This is a genomic window from Sphaerochaeta associata, from assembly GCF_022869165.1.
GTDB classification, from domain to species: Bacteria; Spirochaetota; Spirochaetia; order Sphaerochaetales; family Sphaerochaetaceae; genus Sphaerochaeta; species Sphaerochaeta associata.
Window position 1 is genome coordinate 1,124,161 of sequence record NZ_CP094929.1, and the last position, 18,565, is coordinate 1,142,725.

General features: G+C 49.7%; 15 protein-coding genes. 7 read left to right on the plus strand and 8 right to left on the minus strand.

Annotated features, from left to right (window positions below; all coding sequences use genetic code 11):
- Positions 1–63: 63 nt before the first annotated feature.
- Together MUG09_RS05170 and MUG09_RS05175 are read right to left on the minus strand one after the other, a co-directional pair.
- Positions 64–300, minus strand: coding sequence for a hypothetical protein (locus MUG09_RS05170; RefSeq protein WP_244774125.1), 237 nt, complete (start codon positions 298–300; stop codon positions 64–66).
- 357 nt (positions 301–657) lie between these two features.
- Entirely contained in the window at positions 658–1,449 is a 792-nt protein-coding gene (locus MUG09_RS05175; protein ID WP_244774127.1) for an AraC family transcriptional regulator, read from the minus strand.
- An 87-nt stretch (positions 1,450–1,536) separates the two neighbouring features.
- Between MUG09_RS05175 and xylB the strand changes: the two genes are divergently transcribed.
- Positions 1,537–3,015, plus strand: coding sequence for a xylulokinase (xylB, locus tag MUG09_RS05180; RefSeq protein ID WP_244774129.1), 1,479 nt, complete (start codon positions 1,537–1,539; stop codon positions 3,013–3,015).
- A gap of 9 nt (positions 3,016–3,024) precedes the next feature.
- Positions 3,025–4,353: a xylose isomerase gene (xylA, locus tag MUG09_RS05185; RefSeq protein ID WP_244774132.1), complete on the plus strand. Its 1,329-nt coding sequence runs from the start codon at positions 3,025–3,027 to the stop codon at positions 4,351–4,353.
- Here the strand turns inward: xylA and MUG09_RS05190 are convergent.
- Genes MUG09_RS05190 through MUG09_RS05200 form a run of 3 tightly spaced genes read right to left on the minus strand, consistent with a single transcriptional unit; the run spans position 4,350 to position 7,141 of the window.
- Positions 4,350–5,258, minus strand: coding sequence for an AEC family transporter (locus tag MUG09_RS05190; protein ID WP_244774134.1), 909 nt, complete (start codon positions 5,256–5,258; stop codon positions 4,350–4,352). The two genes, xylA and MUG09_RS05190, sit on opposite strands and share 4 nt — an antisense overlap.
- A gap of 48 nt (positions 5,259–5,306) precedes the next feature.
- The gene (locus MUG09_RS05195; RefSeq protein ID WP_244774136.1) at positions 5,307–6,263 is read right to left on the minus strand and encodes an aldo/keto reductase; all 957 of its coding nucleotides are present in this window, start codon (positions 6,261–6,263) and stop codon (positions 5,307–5,309) included.
- Positions 6,263–7,141, minus strand: a complete 879-nt coding sequence (locus MUG09_RS05200) for a VIT1/CCC1 transporter family protein (protein ID WP_244774137.1) — start codon at positions 7,139–7,141, stop codon at positions 6,263–6,265. The genes MUG09_RS05195 and MUG09_RS05200 overlap by 1 nt, the downstream gene beginning before the upstream one ends.
- 110 nt (positions 7,142–7,251) lie before the next feature.
- Between MUG09_RS05200 and MUG09_RS05205 the strand changes: the two genes are divergently transcribed.
- The 5 genes from MUG09_RS05205 (at position 7,252) to MUG09_RS05225 (ending at position 13,884) form a co-directional block, all read left to right on the plus strand.
- The gene (locus tag MUG09_RS05205; RefSeq protein ID WP_244774138.1) at positions 7,252–7,539 is read left to right on the plus strand and encodes a Trp family transcriptional regulator; all 288 of its coding nucleotides are present in this window, start codon (positions 7,252–7,254) and stop codon (positions 7,537–7,539) included.
- A gap of 93 nt (positions 7,540–7,632) precedes the next feature.
- Entirely contained in the window at positions 7,633–9,006 is a 1,374-nt protein-coding gene (locus MUG09_RS05210; protein ID WP_244774142.1) for an undecaprenyl-phosphate glucose phosphotransferase, read from the plus strand.
- Between the two features lie 13 nt (positions 9,007–9,019).
- Positions 9,020–9,844, plus strand: coding sequence for a DUF6675 family protein (locus MUG09_RS05215; protein WP_244774152.1), 825 nt, complete (start codon positions 9,020–9,022; stop codon positions 9,842–9,844).
- Positions 9,845–9,860: 16 nt separating this feature from the next.
- Positions 9,861–11,888 carry a hypothetical protein gene (locus tag MUG09_RS05220; RefSeq protein WP_244774154.1) on the plus strand — a complete coding sequence of 676 codons (2,028 nt, stop codon included), beginning with the start codon at positions 9,861–9,863 and terminating at the stop codon, positions 11,886–11,888.
- Between the two features lie 190 nt (positions 11,889–12,078).
- Positions 12,079–13,884: a hypothetical protein gene (locus MUG09_RS05225; protein ID WP_244774157.1), complete on the plus strand. Its 1,806-nt coding sequence runs from the start codon at positions 12,079–12,081 to the stop codon at positions 13,882–13,884.
- Here the strand turns inward: MUG09_RS05225 and MUG09_RS05230 are convergent.
- The 3 genes from MUG09_RS05230 to MUG09_RS05240 form a co-directional block, all read right to left on the minus strand.
- The gene (locus tag MUG09_RS05230) at positions 13,862–16,186 is read right to left on the minus strand and encodes an efflux RND transporter permease subunit (RefSeq protein WP_244774159.1); all 2,325 of its coding nucleotides are present in this window, start codon (positions 16,184–16,186) and stop codon (positions 13,862–13,864) included. The genes MUG09_RS05225 and MUG09_RS05230 overlap by 23 nt on opposite strands.
- Before the next feature lie 65 nt (positions 16,187–16,251).
- On the minus strand, positions 16,252–17,400 hold the full coding sequence (locus tag MUG09_RS05235; RefSeq protein WP_244774161.1) for a glycosyltransferase family protein: 1,149 nt from the start codon (positions 17,398–17,400) through the stop codon (positions 16,252–16,254).
- A gap of 24 nt (positions 17,401–17,424) precedes the next feature.
- A complete protein-coding gene (locus MUG09_RS05240; RefSeq protein WP_244774163.1) occupies positions 17,425–18,549 on the minus strand; it encodes a glycosyltransferase family protein in 1,125 nt (374 codons plus the stop codon).
- Between the last annotated feature and the right edge of the window lie 16 nt (positions 18,550–18,565).

The window sequence follows — 18,565 nt, forward strand, 5'->3', positions numbered from 1 at the left end:
CCGCAACACTGGCTTCTGTCTATTTGCAAGCTTGTCTGTCCGGACGCGCTTTCTGTGAGCAACTCAATTGGCAACTACGAACAAGGTCCTGTCCATTCCCTGCTCGAATACCGAGTAGGTGAAGTTGTAGGCGTTGGAAGCCACCTGGAATCCGAACTCGTCGGCTGTGAAGGTGGTTCTCTCTGGGATGTAGGCATGAAGCTTAAGCACTACGGTGTCGTTCACCCCTGCAGCGAAGAGAGAGGAAGAGAGCAGGGCCATCAGGATGATGGTGAGTGTAATGGTTGCTAACTTCTTCATCTGCTCTCTCCTTCTTGTCGTTGTTGTACTTGAAGAATACGTAAGATGTGAGAAGAAGTCAATACTGTAAATAGTATAATTTATTATAATAAAAGAAATTAGAGAATGTCATATGTGCGAAGAAGTTGCATATAACATCTACCAATAACATCTCACATATCACAAGTTTTAACCGGTTTAGCAATTGGTCTGCATCACTTGTGACAGAGAGAAATCGCGAGAATTTGCAAGCATTTGGGGGAGTGAGAGAAAATTGACCTATGGCACACCATCAGCTGTGACAAGAGACATGAACGAAGAAATAAACTGCTTCTGACAGGAGAGCGGTGAGCAAAGTGGTCTGAACTTCTATCAAGTTCAGGTGCCTAAAAGTTGCAGGTGTGTCTTCCTGTAGGCAGAGGGACTGGCTCCTGTGGATTGCTTGAACCGCTTGGAGAAATGAAACTCCGAACAGAACTGCAGTTTGTCTGCAATCTCCTTGACCGAGAGGTTGGTGCTGGTGAGCAGAGCCCTTGCCGCCTCCAACTGCAGGTTGGAGTAGTATTGCATCGGGGTGGTGTTCATGCGCTTTTTGAAGAGACGGACAAAGTAGGAGTGGTCGAGTTGGACATGGTTTGCGATCATCTGCAGATCAACCTTGTCAAAGACATGGCGCTGCATATACCGGATCGCCTTCTCCAGACGGATGTTTTCTCCCTTCACCTCTTCGATTTTTGTTCCGGCTGCAAGGTTGTACAGGAGTCCCAATACTTGATGGCATGCACTGATGCGAAGCTCGCGGGTCTGGCTCAGTCCCTTGTCCCTCACCTCCTCGAAGAAGAACCGCCAGTTCGTTCCTACCTTGATCGGGTTCATGGCTTCAAGGCGTTTGGCAAGCTCAAGTTCCTCTGGACAGGAGAGCAGTGTAGCGTAGTAGGTAAGGCTCTCCTCCACGCTGGCTTCGATGCTGTGGATGGTCTGTCCGGTGGTGACGAACAGCGAGCCGGGGGAGATGACGTAACGGTTGTGGGCATTTGAAAATGTCCCGCTGCCGCTCACAAAGTAGTGCAGTTCAAATTGGCCCTTCTCGTGGCTGTGCACCCGCTGGTGCCACAAGAGTTCCTGCTCTTCATGCATCTGGAAGACGAAAACTGCGTCCAATAGTTCCATAAGTCAATAATACATATGTTTTTCCAATCTTGTCTATGGTAATACACCCTCTCTTGGAGGATGCTGTACCAAAGGAGACGGAGTGATATGCAAGTTGTTGCAGGAATTGATACTGGAACGCAGAGTACCAAGGTGCTCTGTTATGACATTGATACGAAGCGTGTTCTGCTCACCGTCAGTGCGCCCCACGAGATGTTCAGCTCGGATGACGGGACTCGTGAGCAAGAAGCCGTATGGTACCTGGATGCCATCAGGTCCTGTTTCGATCAGATTGAACCGGCAGTAAAGAAACAGATCATCGGCATCGGTGTCTCCGCCCAACAGCACGGCTTTGTTCCTGTGGGGAAAAACGGGGAGGTGCTGGCGCCTGTCAAGCTCTGGTGCGACACCTCCACCAAGGCACAGTGCGATGAGCTGACAGAGAGGCTTGGAGGCGAACAGAGGGTCTTCTCCCTGCTGGGCAACCAGATTCTTCCAGGGTATACGCTTTCCAAGATTTTGCATCTGAAGCAGCATCGCAAGGATGCCTATGACAAGCTTGCGCACATACTGCTGCCCCATGACTACATCAACTTCTACCTTACCGGGGAGTACAGCGCCGAAGCCGGTGATGCCTCCGGTACTGCGTTCTTCGATGTAGAGCACAAGAGGTGGAGCCGCGAGGTTCTCGAGGCTGTCGATGATTCGCGGGATTTATACAGTCTGCTGCCTCCATTGGTGGAAGCCGGCCAACGTTGCGGCAGGGTTCAACCTTCCGCAGCCAAGGAACTGGGTATTCCTGTCGGGATTCCTGTTTCCTGCGGGGCAGGGGACAATATGGCCGGTGCCATTGGAACGGGGTGTGTCGGCAAGGGCGACCTGACGATGAGCATGGGAACCAGCGGAACCTTGTTCGGTTACAGCGACAGCTGCATCACCGACCGCAAAGGTCGTCTTGCTGCATTCTGTTCGTCCACCGGCGGCTATCTGCCGCTTCTCTGCACAATGAATTGTACGATCACCACCGAATCGGTTCGCTCGCTGTTCGGCTATGACGTCAAGCAGCTCGACCAACTGGCCGCACAAGCTCCGATCGGATGTGAAGGCGTTGTGATGCTGCCCTTCTTCAACGGCGAGAGGGTTCCCAACCTGCCTCATGGAAAGGGTGTAATCGCAGGCCTTGACATGAGCAACATGAAGGTGCAGAACATCGCCCGCTCGGCCTTGGAGAGTTCCATCTATGCAATGAAGGGTGGACTTGATGCTTTTGGAGAGCTGGGGTTTGTTCCACAACGAATCATTCTGACCGGAGGCGGAGCGAAGAGTCCCATCTGGCGCCAGATCGCCTGTGATGTCATGCAGCTGCCGCTTGCCGTGCCCAAGGTTGCTGAGAGTGCCGCTTTCGGTGCTGCACTGCAGGCCCTGTGGACGGTACAGGGGTCGAGTATTGTGGATCTTGCCAGGGAGCATGTGCTCTTTGACGAGTCGAAGTCATGTACACCGGATAAGGAAGCGGGCAGGCAGTATGACGCAGCCTATGCCCGTTATCAAGCGTATGTAGAGGCGATGACGCCTCTGTTTGCATAGGAGGATACAATGCAGTATTTTGTCGGAGAACAAGAGTATTTCAAAGGAATCGGCAAGATTGAGTTCGAAGGAAAGGGCAGTAAAAACCCTTTGGCTTTCAAATATTATGATGCTAAGAAGAAAATCGCCGGAAAGACGATGGAGGAGCACCTGCGCTTTGCCACCGCTTACTGGCACAGCTTCTGCGCCGATGGTACCGACCCGTTCGGCAATTCCACCATCGACTTCCCGTTCCGCAAGGCTGACAAGTATGCGAATGCCATCGCCAAGGCTGATGCAGCTTTCGAATTTTTCACCAAGCTGGGAACTCCGTTCTACTGCTTCCACGACATCGATGCCTCCCCGGATTACGAAGCGGTGTCCGAGTATGAGAAGACCTACCACAAGATTGCAGATGAGTTGCTGGTCCGTCAGAAGGCCAGCGGGATCAAGCTGCTATGGAATACCGCCAATGTATTCTCACACCCCAACTACATGAATGGGGCGGCGACCAATCCTGATTTCAATGTCGTGGCGCGTGCCGCTGTACAGGTAAAGAACAGCCTCGATGTGAACGTCAAGCTCGGTGGTGCCAACTACGTCTTCTGGGGTGGCCGTGAGGGCTACATGAGTCTTCTGAACACCGATATGAAGCGCGAGCAGGAGCACCTTGCAAGGTTCTTGACGATGGCCAGGGACTATGGGCGCAGCATCGGGTTCAAGGGAACCTTTCTGATCGAGCCCAAGCCGATGGAGCCGACCAAGCACCAGTACGACTATGATGCCGCCACCACCATCGGGTTCCTGAAGAATTGGGGGTTGGAGCACGACTTCAAGTGCAACATCGAAGCAAACCATGCAACCTTGGCCGGTCATACGTTCAGCCACGATCTGCAGGTCTGCGCCGATCACGGCATGCTGGGCAGTGTTGATGCAAACCAAGGCGATTCGATCAACGGCTGGGATACCGACGAATTCCCGACCAACATCTATGAGACCACACAGGCGATGCTGGTGATCCTGAGAAACGGCGGACTCGGAAATGGTGGTTTGAATTTCGATGCGAAGAGAAGACGCAACTCAACCGACCTCGAGGATTTGTTCATTGCTCACATCGGCGGCATGGACAGCTTCGCCCTGGGCCTTGAAGTCGCCGGGAAGATCCTGGAGGACGGTGTCATCGACTCCTTCGTAAAGGAACGCTATAGCTCTTTCGACCAGGGAGAAGGCAAGAAGTTCGAGGACGGCAAGCTTGGTTTGGCTGAACTTGCTGAACTCGGCCGCTCAGCCAAGATTGAGAAGAAGAGCGGAAAGCAGGAGTACTTGAACAACCTGTTGAACTCCTATTTGTTCGGTTAAGAGAGCAGCGGTGCGAGGATGAAATAACTGAGCACGCTGATCATAACCGATAGCGAAGAGGTGAAGGAAGCGAGTTTTCCCTGATCGGAGATTTTCTCGGTGAATGCCACCGAGCTGGTAGAGATCGGGGAGAACACCGCCAGAGCCAAGGTGACGCGGATGACCTGGTTGAACTGGGTGTGTTTGAGGAAGTAGTACGCAAACACCGTCGCCAAACCGTATCGGATGATGAGCAGCACGACCGATTTTTTTATCCATCCCTGCTGGAAACGTATGTCCAACATGAACCCGATCATCAACATTGCGATGATCGGGTTTGCTTTTCCTATGGTCTGCATCCAATCCTGAAGGAATCGGGGAAGGGTGAGGTTGGCAAAGGAGAGACTGATCATCACCAGATAGGTGATGAAAGGAACCGAGGTGAACAACTTCTTGAGTAGATCCTTGGTGTTGGGTTTTGATCCTCCTGCCGTAGTGGAAGCCAGCGAGTAGGTGAAACCGGTGGTCATCAAGGCATTGCCCAAATCGAAAAGTGAGGCTGCAACCAAGGCAGGGGCTCCGAAGAGCGCTTGGACGAAGGGGAATGAGAAGTTGCCCACGTTGTAGGTCGACCCGCACAACAGCGCATACCCCTTCAAGCCGTTCGACTCCTTTCTCATGCTGAAATAGGAGAGAGTCATCATCACCACATTGGCCAGGATTCCATAGAATATGAGCACCAACAACGAGTAATCGAGTTTGAATGTGTTGAAGCTTGCCACAATTGCTGCAGGCAAGGTGATGTTCAATGTGATTTTTGAGAGGGTCGCTCCTTCTCTTTCCGTAAAGAGCCCGATCCGCTTGAGCATATGTGCGAGGGCGATCAAAAAGAGAAAGAGTGCAACCTGTAACAATGAATGCGCCATACGGTGCATCCTATCTTCTACACAACGGGGAGCACAAGAGGGTTTATCTCAGCTTTGCAGAAAAAGCAGGTCCTCCTCTGTCAGGGTGAGGTCGGCTCCTCCCAAGGTCTCGGTGATCTGTTCAATCCTGCTCGAGCCTGCGATGGCTATCGTAGGATTTTTCTGACTGGTCAAGTACGCCATTGCAACAGCCGCCGGGCTTACTTGCAGACGTTGACACAATGCTTGTACTTTTGGAGCCAAAGCAAGATTTCGGGGGGTAAGGAACCTGCGTTTTGCGGTGGTGCTGAGCGTCTCCTCTTTTCCGGCGAGCAGCTTTGAGAACAAACCCTTCGCCTGGGGGGCGAAACACATCACCGGCATGTTCTGCTTCTCATACCACGTTCTCTCTTCCTCGGTCATGCAGACCAAGGTGTCATCCCCCCATGTCTGGGGTGTGCAATGGGCGAGGCTCCATTGGATTTCGCTGATCTCAAAGGGCGCCCTGCCATGCTCTTTTGCCCAGATGTTGGCTGCTTCGATGCGATCAGTTTTCCAGTTGGAGACTCCAAGGTGTTTGACCAGCTTCTTGTCGATTAAAAGGGATGCAAGGTCGATGATCTCATCGGCCCCCATCAATGGATTGTCCCGGTGGAAGAACCAGATGTCCAGACAGTCGGTCTTCAAATGGTCCAGGCTCTGGCTGATGTCCAACATCATGTCCTTCTCGTTGATCCTGCTGTGGTTCATGTCTTCCTTGTACGGATGGCATCCTTTGGAGGCGACCGTTAGTTTCCCATACAAGTTGTTTGCATGCAGCCACTTGCCCAATACCATCTCGCTGGTTGATGGGCCTCCTGCCTTGTCCTGCCCGTAGATATGTGCGGTGTCCAGCAGGGTGCCGCCCTGTTGGAAGTAGATATCAAGTTGCTCCAATGCAGTCTTTTCGCTGATTGTTTTGCCGTAATGGTCGCAGCCGAGCGATATTTGGGAGAGACGTTTGCCGAAAAAGTCGAGATATTTCATCAGATTTCAATTCCCAGGAATCGCTTTACCAGGATTCCAATCACAAACGATATGGCAGCCACACCGAGGCTGATGAGTGCCATTTCCAGGAAACGCCTGCCGAAAGGAAGATCCTTGGCAACCGATGTGTAGTAGGTGAACAGCATGATGATCACCACCACTGCGGCAAGCATGAGAACCAGGGCGAGGACGTAGCTTTCCAAAAGCAGGTAGGGCAGGACCATGAATGCAACGGTGAAGAGGTAGGCGATACCGGTGTACATACTGCTCTTTGCCGCATTCTTGTCACCACTGTTCTTCGCCGAGAGATACTCGCTCGAAGCCATGGAAAGGGTGGCGGAAATTCCGGTGATCAGGCCCGATAGTGCAATGAGGCGGGTGTTCTGCAAGGCGAAGGTCAGACCAGCCAAGGTTCCCGAGAGTTCGACCAGGGCGTCGCTGAGACCAAGCACCATGGAGCCGATGTATTGGAGTCGTTCTTCGTCGAGCATGGCAAGCAGTTGCTGTTCATGCCTGTCCTCGTCCTCGGAGATTTGCTTTGCCTGCGGTACCTCTGCTATAAGGGAGGCATAGCCCTTGGTAGCCTTATCCTCTCCTTTTTCCATTTTTTTCAGGACGAAGGTATAGCCGAGCAGTAGGGCGAGCATACTGTAGAACCATGCCTTGATCCTATTGGGTTTGACTTGCTTTCCCGTCATTTTTTCCCAGATTCTGGCATGTCTGAGCTCTTCTTCACCAATGCGCTGAAGAATTTCACTGTTGTGCTTGTCCTTCACTCGTTTTGCAAGGTTCTGATAGATCAGATGCTCGGTCAGCTCCCCTTTTTGAAGATAGAGAAGGACCTGCATGGTTTTCTTGCTTATTGATTTCTGTTCCATTGTGCTTGCTCCCTCGGCCAAGTATACCCACCCTGTTTCGTTTTGGAAATAGCTTTGCTTGACCGCACCGGTTTCTCTTTGTAGTATTGACGGAGGGCTCAGGAGGAGACATGGATACAAACTATGAGGACTTGATCAAGATTTTTGCATCAACCACCGATGTGAAGGACATGCAAAAGCTGCTGGAAGAGATGTTGACTCCGAATGAACTCAAGGACCTTCTGCTCAGGTGGAATCTGATGAAGGACCTCTATAAGGGCCTGCCGCAGCGTGAGATTGCAGCCTCCTATGGTATCTCCTTGTGCAAGATTACCCGCGGGTCGAAGATATTGAAGCAGAAAGATTCGTATTGCAAGAAGTTGCTCAGCGATCGCTACGATGACCATCTTCACATATAGGAAGAGAAAGAATAGGAGTTCCTCATTCCTGTCGTATGTGCTACGATGGTTGAAGATATCTCCAAGCATATGTGAAGAAGGTTCCATATCGATATGAAGAGTTCAAAACGTTCCTTGCTTGCTTTGAAGTTGGTTTGTGATGCCCTGGCTATTCTTTTCTCCTGGTTGCTTGCCGGATACTTGCGTTTCTATATCATTCCTGGAGGTGTTCGCGCCTCTTTTGCCCTGTTCGTCCAGATTTCAGTATTGGTGGTGACCTATACGCTTTTTTTCATCAGTCGCAACGGGTTGTATGTTGAGGATTTGGAGCACTCGTGGCGCAAACAGACGAACAAGTTGATCTTCAGTGCTTTCGAGGGGTTTCTGTTGCTGGTGATCACCCTGTATTTCGGATTCTTTGCAAAGGTGAGCCGTCTGGCAATCGGGTTGCACTTCTTTCTCATCATCATTTTTTTAGTTACCGAGCGAACCCTCCTATCCGCTTATATCAAGAGCTGTTACCGTAAAGGCAGGTATAACCGGAAAATTCTCTTGGTTGGATATGGGGACAATCTGCAAAACTATGAGCGGGCGCTACACAGCAAAAGCATTCTTGGCATCAACCTGGTCGGCCAGTACGACGGACAGGGAACGGCGATCGTAGGGTGCCGTCAGTTGCATGCCGATTCACTTCGCACCGTTGTAGAACAGACCCAGCCCGACCTTGTGGTTATTTCCTATCCCGGCACCGAGTATGAGCGGCAGCAGGCCATGGTTGCCCAAGGCCTTGATTTGCTCAATGAGAAAGTGGTTCTGCTTCCATCCCTTCCCGAATCGTATATAGGTACCCAGATTTCCGACTTCCGTTGGATCCCGATGCTCACGCTCAATGCTGCCGATATCGGTGCTTTCCAACGGATGGCCAAGCGTTTGTTCGATATTGTGGCTTGCAGTATCGGAGTTGCAATAATTTCTCCGATTCTCCTTCTGCTGGCTGTCCTGGTGAAGCTCTCTTCTCCCGGACCGGTTATTTACAAGCAGAGGCGGGTGACGCGGGATGAGAAAATCTTTACGATGTACAAGTTCAGGAGCATGCGCAGCGATATTGCAGAGGGTACCGCCCATTGGACGGAGGAGAATGATCCAAGGGTTACCAAAATCGGAAGGTTTTTACGCAGGACCAGCTTGGATGAGCTTCCACAGTTGTTCAATGTGATCGGCGGTTCCATGAGTTTGATCGGTCCGAGGCCCGAGCGTCCTGAGTTGGTGGAGAAGTTCAATACCGAGATTCCCGGCTATAGGATGCGGCATCGTGTGAAAGCCGGCATCTCCGGTTGGGCCCAGGTTAATGGATGGAGAGGCAATACGTCGTTGGAACGGCGTATTGAATTTGATCTTTTTTATATCCGTAACTGGAGTATGCTGTTTGATCTGAAGATCGTACTGTATACGTTCTTCAGAGGTTTTGTGAATGAGAATGCATATTAGGTTGGAGAGGTTGATGAATAGAAGATTTCTTGTGATATTGTTGCTCTGTCTCGTTGCCGTGACAGGGCTTTATGCCGCCAATGAAGAGGTTCGTAAGACACTTCCTCACCTTACCGAGGCAGAGTACAAAGCCCTTGAAGCAGGAGAGATGGTGTATGGACGTACCATCGACGGTGGAAGAATCAGCCAGTATTTTGTACAGGGGACGGAGGCCGCAAAGCGAGCTGTTTCGGCTGAGCAGGCAGAGAGTGGTTTTTCCATCGGTGCGGTAAGTTACATCCCCTATAGCGCAGCATTGAAAGCAAAACAACCGGTCGATCGTCAGTTGGCGATTTTTAATGCCATCAGGGCCATTTCCACTCAGGAGGGCCTGACATACATCTCCTGGCGCGCCGGCAATAAGGAGAAGGTTCTCATTGAAAGGTCCTCCTACATGGAAGACTCAAAGAATTTGAATAACCTCCTGCCTGATCCGGTAGCAACCGTATTTCCCTATTCGGAAGAAAGTTTTGTCTATCAGCGGGACTCCTCGTTTGGAGGGAACAGGTACCTGCATACGTATACCAACACCGACGAAGAGATTTTTGTTGAGATCAGCAACATCAGCAATCTGAAGGTGCTTGGGTTGTTCACTGCCGTGAAATCGGGGCAGTTATCCATCAATATGGGAACCTATCAGTTGCAGGATGGTCTGTTGCTCGTTGCCCTTACCAGTGTACGGGACCGCAAGCCTGAGGTTTCTGTGCTTGGTCTTACCGTTGATTTGCCTTCTGCATTCAGAAGAAGGATCGTTGCACTTCAGAACTGGTTTATAGACCAGCTTGCCACCATAGTTTGAGAATTAGGACTATTTCATGAAACATACCCGATTGCTTTGTATTATTCTGATCTGCTTCTTTGGAATGGCTTCCATTCCTGCTGCTGTGCATACCTCGGTTCCCGTAGACCATAGAGTGTATCGAATTCTTGATGTCGCCCAAATTCGCGGTCTTATTGACAATCAAATTGATGTCAAGCCGTATAGTGCAAGCAAGGTCATTTCCCTTTTGGAAACAATCGCCGGGCAACCTGAAGCTCTTCGAAAAGGGGAAGCAGAAGAAGTTGACGAGATTCTTAGCCACCTGTATACCACCTATGGAACATCTCCCTCGTACGCTGACAAGCTCTTTTCTACTGGATTTCTGAGAACCTATGATGAAGAAAAGCAGCTTGGAGCTTCCATGGGAATTACCTTGGCTTCACAGCAAACGATTAGCTTGAATCAGAAAGGTGAATTTGACTCCAGAAATGGGGTAGTAGCCTTCTTAAAAGGGGATATCGGACCCAACATCTCTTTCAATATGGATTTTGGAATGGTTTTCGACCAACTGAACAACAGGGTATTCCTTCCTTCTGAGTTTACCATTCCAGGTGAAGGCTTCTACTTGTTGATGCTTGAAGGGGGTAAGCCCGCGTATACTATTCCTTTTGATAGCCTCTATACCAGCCTAACACTTACTCCTGAAGTAAGTGGGTCTTTCTTCGATGGTTCATTGCTCGTGCGTTGGGGAACACTCAAGCGGGACTGGGGCCCGGGTCTGAACAATCTTATGCTTTCAGCCGATGCCCGGAGTTTCGATGCCATAGAGCTGCAATTGCTTCTGACTCCATGGTTCCGTTTCTCGGTTATGAATGGGTCACTTGGAAAGTTTTCTCTCAGGAATATTGATGGAGCTCCCTTTTTCTCTGACTTTTTTGGTGCAAAAGAAGACAGGGTAAACTATCGCTTCGACAATAATTTCAGTGCGCATCGTGTAGAGATTGATTTCACGAAAAACTTTACCTTCTCTATTTTTGAATCAACAGTCTGGCAGAAACGTTTTGAGTTGAGTTATCTCAATCCTGCAACCATTTATATGTTTCAACAGAACAGCATGGGAGACATCGATGATTTGTTTGCCGGTGTCGATGCTACCTTGACGCTTCCTTCAAAGGCACGTCTCTATGGTGCGATGGCCATGAATGAGATGAATGTGGTAGGCAACCCCATAACCATGCTCAAGGCCCCCAGGAACATGTTTGCCTTCCAGGCTGGAGTAGTAGTACCGCTTCCCATCGGCACCTTCTCATCGTTGACCTTCCAATGGACCTATATCGGGCCGTTTGTGTATACACACTATCCGATGAGGAAGTTGACGGGTACTATTGATACTACATACCGACCTAATGGCTTCGTTGTAGATAACGCTAATCCAATTGTCATTACTACCGATACCGGTCGAACGGTGACGTATGATGGGACATCCATTACGCTTTCTAAAAAAGGTCCTGACGAGGAAGAGACTATTGGCATTGCTCCCGCGGATGTAGCATCTTGGTACAGTAATGATACCTACACCCTGACCAAAGACGGCAGAACCATGATTGAGAAGAAAGGGAATGATTTCCTCATCTACGAAACCTATTCAGAAACTGCATATGTCAACAAAGGTGAGAACCTCGGCTATCCGCTTCAACCCAACTCCCAGGAGTTCCTGCTTCAGCTTGACCTCGGGCTTCCCAAGGGTTGGACAACACAATTTCAGGCCAAGTATCAGGCCCGAAGCGGCCAGTATGGTTATTCACTTGACCAGTTCATGCTGTACGCAATCGATGACCAATATCCAGAGAAGGATTTCTGGAACCATGTGTTCAACCATACCCTGTCGATATTGGTCTCAGGAACCAAGAAGCTGGACGGCATGCCCATCTCTCTTACTGCTTCCTACCGCTTTATCGCCGACTGGGAGCGGCCGATAGACGAAAGTACTGAAAGGTTCGATGGCTTGACTACAATATTTGGAGCATGGCAGGATCCTGTCTTCAATCACATTGTACAGGTGGGAGTGAAGATTTTTTATTGATTGAAGAGGGGAGAGTCGAAAGATTCTTCCTATTTTTACTGAAAACTGTAACGTAGTGGATTACTTCTTGGATTATACTCTATATCACTATGCGTACGAAAAATGGCAGGCTATGTTCTTTTGTTGACACTGTCGATGAAAGTGATATATCTTGCCATATAGTATTAGTATAATTATTGAATGAGGACATATGGGTAATCTGAGAAATAAGGTTGTTCTTCTCTTTCTTGTTTTCTTGGTTGGCTTTGGAGGAATTCTCCAAGCAGGCGAGGCACTGATAACAACCGATCAAGTAACCGGCTATGGAATTGCTGACTATGAGTTCTCTGTAAAAGGAAAAACCACCAAATTTGCTCTTCGCAATGCAATCGTTCCTTCAGAGGGAGATGTTGTGTACCCAACCAAGGAAGCCTTCATCGGCGCCCTTGATGCGAAGAGGCAGACACTGGTTAACAAGCAGTTGTTCTTGAATGTGGAGTATGACTATACCTTTACATCCTTCATCGATGGCATCGCCTATTACTCGGTTACCTACTTTGTGGAAGACTCAAACACCCTGTTGGTGCTTCCCTACCCGAAATTCGACAATGATAAGACTGGGTTTCTCTTTGGCCTGAAAGCAAAGGATACCAACTTGCTCGGCACGTTCGGAGAACTCAACGCTACCGTATATACCTCGCAGAATGACGGAACGCTTCAGAGCTGGGACAACCGCGAAGACCACCTTGAGCTTGATATTTCCAAATTCACTCTCTTCGATACTTCCATCAGCCTGAACTTCGTATATGAACGGAGAAAGACAACCAATCCCTTGGGAATCTACGACTACGACCTCGATTGGACGGGAATCAAGTTTCTAGGGACCACGTTGAACATCGAAACGGAAGGGAAGTACGATCCTACTCTCCCGGCTCAAGTCTTCAACTATGATGTGAACTGGACAGGTTTGAAGCTTCTTGGTACAAGCATCAGCCTCGCCACATGGGCGGATCTCAAACCTGCCACCGATCTTTCCAATCCAGATCCTACGCTGTATGGATTTTCATTCAGTTATGGTCCCTTCGACCAGAATGAGGGACGCTACACCCTCAGCTCCTTGGTCCAATGGGAAAGCAACATTACCAATTTCACCACCGAAACCACACTGGCCCAGCATGACTTGAAGTTCTTCACCCGGCCTCTCTCCTTCAACCTCAGGGTAGAAACAAACCAGAAAACTACTTCGGAAACAGTCGATAATGTACTACTCAGTTCTACGCTGGGAACCACCTTTCGGTTGCCGCTGGGCCTGACGTGGGGTACTTCGGTTACAGGAGCTGTGAACTTTGTACAAAACCAGAATCCGCTGCAACGCTATTTTGAGTATGTGAACACCCTTGGCAACGGCGGGCGCATCAACTATCTGTCCAGTCTGCACAAGTTCCGCAGGGGCTTGGTATTCTCCTTCAAGCATGTGTATCGTGATTACCCCCAAGCTGAATATTCCCACCTCGACTATTGGTATATGGAAAGCAGTACAACCTGGTTCCCGTTCATTGCCTGGAGGTTCAATCCATCCATCAGGTTGACCGGATTCTATGCAGAGGGTATCAAGTACAGATTCCTGCCTTCAGATGAGGATTTGAATGTTGCCGACTACTTCAGGGGTTACCTCTCACGCTCGAGTAAAATTTCTGAAGTTAATACCCAACTCTCCTATGGTGGAGTCGTGAATCTGAACATGACCGTTGACTTCATCGATTTCGGCTTTGCCAAATCGTATGCCAACCCATTTCTCGATATCGGAGTATTCAGCAACCCGTCGGAGCCCGACGGCCGTACCGTCCTTGCCAGTGCCGGTATGGAAGGGTGGGGCGTCCTAAAGCGCTTCCCAAGCCATCCGATGCGCGTAGCCTTGGGATTCAATCTCTTTGATGTATACGAGGCGATGCAGGGCCGTATGGAGCCGATGGATGTGGAGTGGGAACTGTCGGTCAGCTTTGAACTCTATTTCTGATTTTCTCGAGTGCCATCATCAAGGCCGGGAGTATGAACAGGGTTGCTGCAGTGGTGACCAATAGGGCGAATGAGAGCAATAAGCCGAAATATTTAACCGGGATGAAACTTGCGAACAGCAACATCATAAGGCCTGCAATCAAGGAGATGCTGGAAAGCAGGATGGGTCTGCCTGTCTCTTCCAATGTTTGGGAGAGCAGCACTGCATACTCCATGTTTGGATGATCCTTCTGCCGCAGTTTGAATCGTATGAGAAAATGAATTGCTGCATCGACACCAACCCCGATGGTAATCGATGCAAAAATCACCGTCACCACATCGAAGGGTATATTGAATAGAAACATCAACACATAGTTGCACATGATTCCCGTCATGGTGGGGATGAGGGCGAGCAATCCCATCAAAGGACTGCGAAATTGCACCGTCACCAAGAGGAATACGAGAATCAAGGATATGATCAGCGAGCGGTCTTGGTCAGCCTTGATGGTGTTTCCCATGCGCAAGGCATCCACTCCGATACCCCAGTCATCGATGGTGATGCCTTCAGGCAAAAGATGTACTCCCTCTTGGATGGAAGCCTGAAGATTCCGTACGCTTTCCAAGCTCTCCCAACTTTGGTAGCGGCTGTCGTAACTGCGTACCGTGATGGTAATCCTCGCTCCATCGTCACGAATCAAGGAGGAGAGCATGGGAGTTTCAAATTGGGATGAAGCAACCTTGAGCAGTCTGGAGAGCATGAGTATGAGACCCGGAGTATCCGGAATTCCATACGTTCCTTGGTATATCTCATTGAGGGCGGCTGTATAACGGGGAAATGAGAACAGATGGGTAATATCCTCATTGGTGGCAAGCAGGTGGCTTTCAAAAGCAAAAACCTGTTTCAGCACCTCGGGCTTAAAGAAGTAATCCTGTTCATCGTCCGGGGCTGTGAGGGTGATGTAATGGGGATCCGAACCGCCGATTTTTCTGGCGAATGCTACAGAACGCTGAATCAGAGGATCGTCCTTTGGGAAGTATGTCAGGTAATCGGTATCCAGTCTCACGTCATCCCTTACAGCAACAAACCCGATCAGTAACAATGCCATCAGTACCAATGCAATGGGCCAGGCTCGTACAAATGCAATGCTGCAGCGGTGCAACGCCTTGGAGATCCTGCCGTGGGTGAATCGATGTAGATGCTGTTGCTTGGGATTCGGCAGGATGGCAAGCAGTGAAGGAATATAGATGAGTGACAAGAGGGCACAGAAACTGATGCCGATTGAAACGGCAAGCCCGAGCTCTCGGAAAGCTTGCAACTCGCATAGAACGAGGCTGAGAAAACCGACGATGGTAGTCAGGGATGCTCCGAATATTGTCTTGCTGATTCTTCCAACCGCCAGGATGATCCGCTCTTCCTTCTCTTCCATGGTATTATCGGCTTTGATGGTCTGAAAATATTCGCTGAGAATATGGATTGCATAGGAAGAGCCCAGGATGAGAACCATCGAAGGAACGATGATGTTGACCACTGTCAGCTCATAGTCCAGCAGAACCATCACGGCCAATGTCCAGAGCAACGCGATTACAGACAAGGAAAACGGAATGATTACCGCACGCTTGGAACGGAAGGCAAGGAAAAACATAAGGACGATGACAAGAAGGCAGAGTAAAAGCAATCGCTCCAGGTCGTAGGTCAAATACTGCTGGACACGCTCTTCGAAGAGCGGAGTTCCGACCAGTGAGATACTGCCATATGCACGTAGACGATCCAACGTATGTGCAATCGCGTCAAAAATCTCGTTACTGTATTCCGTATCCGGTTGAAAGGAGAGTTGTATCAGCAGTGAATCCCCGTCTTCAGTGGAGAGAAGGCCTCTGGCGATTCTGTCTGTACGCAGTCGCTGTGCGAACAATGCTGAACTCTCTTCCGTGAAAGGCTCATTGTTCTTGTTCGGATTCAGGGCAATACTTGCAAGGCGGGTTCCCTTTTTCTGGAAGGTGATGAATGAGAGTGCCGAGAGAGGAGGCCTGAGCCCCTCTATGGCCTCAAGCTCTGCAAGGACTCCTTGCAGGGCATTCAACGCCTGCATTGAAAAAATTGCGTTTCCTTCAAACAGGCAGTATACATCCTTTGAGTCTTGAGTCGTCGTGGAAAGAACATCCTCTGAGATTTCGAGGTGTTCAGGTTTCGGAGGGAGGAGATTGATGTATTCGCTGTTGAGTCGGAGCTGAGGAAGCAGAATGATGGCGAAGAGTGTACAAACAAGTACTATGGCAAGGAACAACAGCTTGTAGCGCAGAATTGTTTTGATAAGCAGCTGCACCGTACTCTCCTCGGCGTATAGTATACTAATAGTAGAGAGTCATCATGCTGTTGTAAAGGTCCGGTTCATACCGATGCAATGCCAAACTTTGTTTTCCTTACTTCAGCAGCGTCGTCGAGAATCTGCCTCGCAAAGGCGTCGCTGTCGAAGACCAAGGGAAGCTTCGCAAAGGCTTGCAGCATCGCTTCCTGCTGTATTGGATCCTCGCTATAGGCTTGGAGAATATCCACCTGCCTGGTTACGTCGTTCTCCACCCAACCGACGTTTCGACGGTTGAAGAAAATGGTGGTGGGCCAGGCCGCATAGAGCAGGCTTGAGATAAGAAAGGGCCGTTGCAGGAACAATGATTCCATCAAGGCATTTGCTCCTGCTTTCCCAGCCTGTACATCACAGGCACAGATATAGTCCTGAATGTTCTTTACAAACCCGGGCGTGTGCAATGGGAAATCGGGATGGTTCTCCTTGAATGCCTTGTAATGCAGTTTTGTACTGCCGCTGAGCTCCCCGACAGTAATTATCTGCCAGTTCAGATTACGTTCAACCACTTCATCCAGGAAATCGGTGGTACCGATGCCTTCGCCGCCTAGGTTAAGCAACACAGTAAAACAGTCGTCGAGACCCAGTTTTTTCCGTGCATCCTGCTTGCTTAACGGCTTGGACTGCATGAGCTCGGTTTTCAGTGGGAAGGGGCAGATACGGATGGTATGCTCGGGTTGGCCCGCACGAATGGCAAGCTCCCTGCCGATTTCCGTGCATATGTAGAGCCGGTCGAGATGTTTGTTTATACCAAGATTAGGAGTGAAAACCACATCCGCCGCATATTCAAATACCGGCACCTGCAGTTGCAGCAAGTCTACGAGCGGCTGGATTATTGAAGCTGCAAGGAAATGGGGTACCACGATAAGATCGGGTTTGACCTGTTCGTACCAGTCTTGGAAATCCTTGACGGCATGAGAATGGGTGGCTACATACCGTACCCTTTTTGCATTTGCTGCAGAGTCGTTTCTTGCATTGACCTTTGCTTCCATTTTGGGAAAATGCAGCTGAAGACGCCAGTTGTACTTGCTGATCCAATTGATCATGGGCGCGCCGACTGTTGCAAACAAATTCTCTACAACAGTAGTATGGCCGAGTCTCTGGAATGCATCGGAAAGTGCCCGTGCCGGTGTAATATGCCCTTTCCCTGCATCCACATACAAAAGTGCTATATGCATGAGCAAAGAATAGGAGAAAATCAGTCAATCTGCAAGAGCTTGCATCTCATTGAGCAGAAGGTTGACGAATAGATCGCTGCTGAAAGAAAGCGGCAGGGAAGCAAGCCTTTCCTGCATGAGTCGCTGAGCCTGTTGATCCTCAGCAAAGTTCTTGAGAGTAATCATTTGTTGCTTTGGTCTACGTATCACCCATCCTACCTTGTATTCATCAAAGAAGGCCTGGGTATCACGTGCTGCATGCAACAGCTCATTGATCATAAATGGTCGTCCCAGCGAGAGGGACTCCATCAAGGCATTTGCCCCGGCCTTCCCGGCCTGTACATCACAGGCGAGCATGTACAGGCCGATATTGGAAACAAAACCTGGAGTATGAATGTTCATCCCCGGCAGTTCTCTGGCAAGCGCATGGAATCGCAGCTTGGTGTGTTCAGATAGGTTTCCCACGACAACCACCTGCCAGGCAAGTTTATTTTTGATCAATTGCTTTATCAAGGCGGTTGAACCGATTCCCTCTCCTCCGAGATTCAACAAAATGGTGAACCGGTCTTCAAGACCCAGACTTTGTCGTGCTTGACTCTTGGAAAGATGCTCCATCTGCTGGATTGAAGTCTGCAGCGGAAAAGGCGAGAGCCGCACCTGGTTTGACGTATAGCCCTGGTTAAGGAGATTCTTCACTCCAAGCTCGGTTGGAATGAACAGGCGGTCGATTTTGTGATGATACCCGGCCTTCGGATTATTGAATACATCGGCGGCGTAGACGAAGACGGGAACCTTGAGCTTGGCCTGTTTGGCGATGGTTGCGATGACCGAGCCGCCCAGAAAATTGGTGCAGAGAATGAAATCAGGTTTGGTTTGCTCATACCAAGCGAGGAAATCACGGTTGATATGCAGTCTGACCGACAGGAACCGCACCACGGATGCAATGAAATGAGTATCCATCAACCGATGGTAAAACCGTTCAATGCGTGGGTGATGGAGCATGAATCGCCACTCATGTTTGCAAAACCACTGCCAGAAGGGGGCTCTCAGCACATCGAACATATCAAGCAGACATGTCTGATGACCTGCACGTTCCATTGCATCCGTTACGGCTTTGGCAGGAATATAATGTCCCTTTCCTGCATGTACATAGAGCATTGCACCAAGCATGGATGTATCATAACCA

Coding starts and splice junctions, on each gene's coding strand:
- xylB (WP_244774129.1), top strand. CDS start 1,537: ATGCAAGTTGTTGCAGGAATTGATACTGGAACGCAGAGTACCAAGGTG.
- MUG09_RS05215 (WP_244774152.1), top strand. CDS start 9,020: ATGAATAGAAGATTTCTTGTGATATTGTTGCTCTGTCTCGTTGCCGTG.
- MUG09_RS05195 (WP_244774136.1), bottom strand. CDS start 6,263: ATGAAATATCTCGACTTTTTCGGCAAACGTCTCTCCCAAATATCGCTC.
- MUG09_RS05220 (WP_244774154.1), top strand. CDS start 9,861: ATGAAACATACCCGATTGCTTTGTATTATTCTGATCTGCTTCTTTGGA.
- MUG09_RS05175 (WP_244774127.1), bottom strand. CDS start 1,449: ATGGAACTATTGGACGCAGTTTTCGTCTTCCAGATGCATGAAGAGCAG.
- MUG09_RS05190 (WP_244774134.1), bottom strand. CDS start 5,258: ATGGCGCATTCATTGTTACAGGTTGCACTCTTTCTCTTTTTGATCGCC.
- MUG09_RS05240 (WP_244774163.1), bottom strand. CDS start 18,549: ATGCTTGGTGCAATGCTCTATGTACATGCAGGAAAGGGACATTATATT.
- MUG09_RS05225 (WP_244774157.1), top strand. CDS start 12,079: ATGGGTAATCTGAGAAATAAGGTTGTTCTTCTCTTTCTTGTTTTCTTG.
- MUG09_RS05170 (WP_244774125.1), bottom strand. CDS start 300: ATGAAGAAGTTAGCAACCATTACACTCACCATCATCCTGATGGCCCTG.
- MUG09_RS05210 (WP_244774142.1), top strand. CDS start 7,633: ATGAAGAGTTCAAAACGTTCCTTGCTTGCTTTGAAGTTGGTTTGTGAT.
- MUG09_RS05205 (WP_244774138.1), top strand. CDS start 7,252: ATGGATACAAACTATGAGGACTTGATCAAGATTTTTGCATCAACCACC.
- MUG09_RS05235 (WP_244774161.1), bottom strand. CDS start 17,400: ATGCATATAGCACTTTTGTATGTGGATGCAGGGAAAGGGCATATTACA.
- xylA (WP_244774132.1), top strand. CDS start 3,025: ATGCAGTATTTTGTCGGAGAACAAGAGTATTTCAAAGGAATCGGCAAG.
- MUG09_RS05200 (WP_244774137.1), bottom strand. CDS start 7,141: ATGGAACAGAAATCAATAAGCAAGAAAACCATGCAGGTCCTTCTCTAT.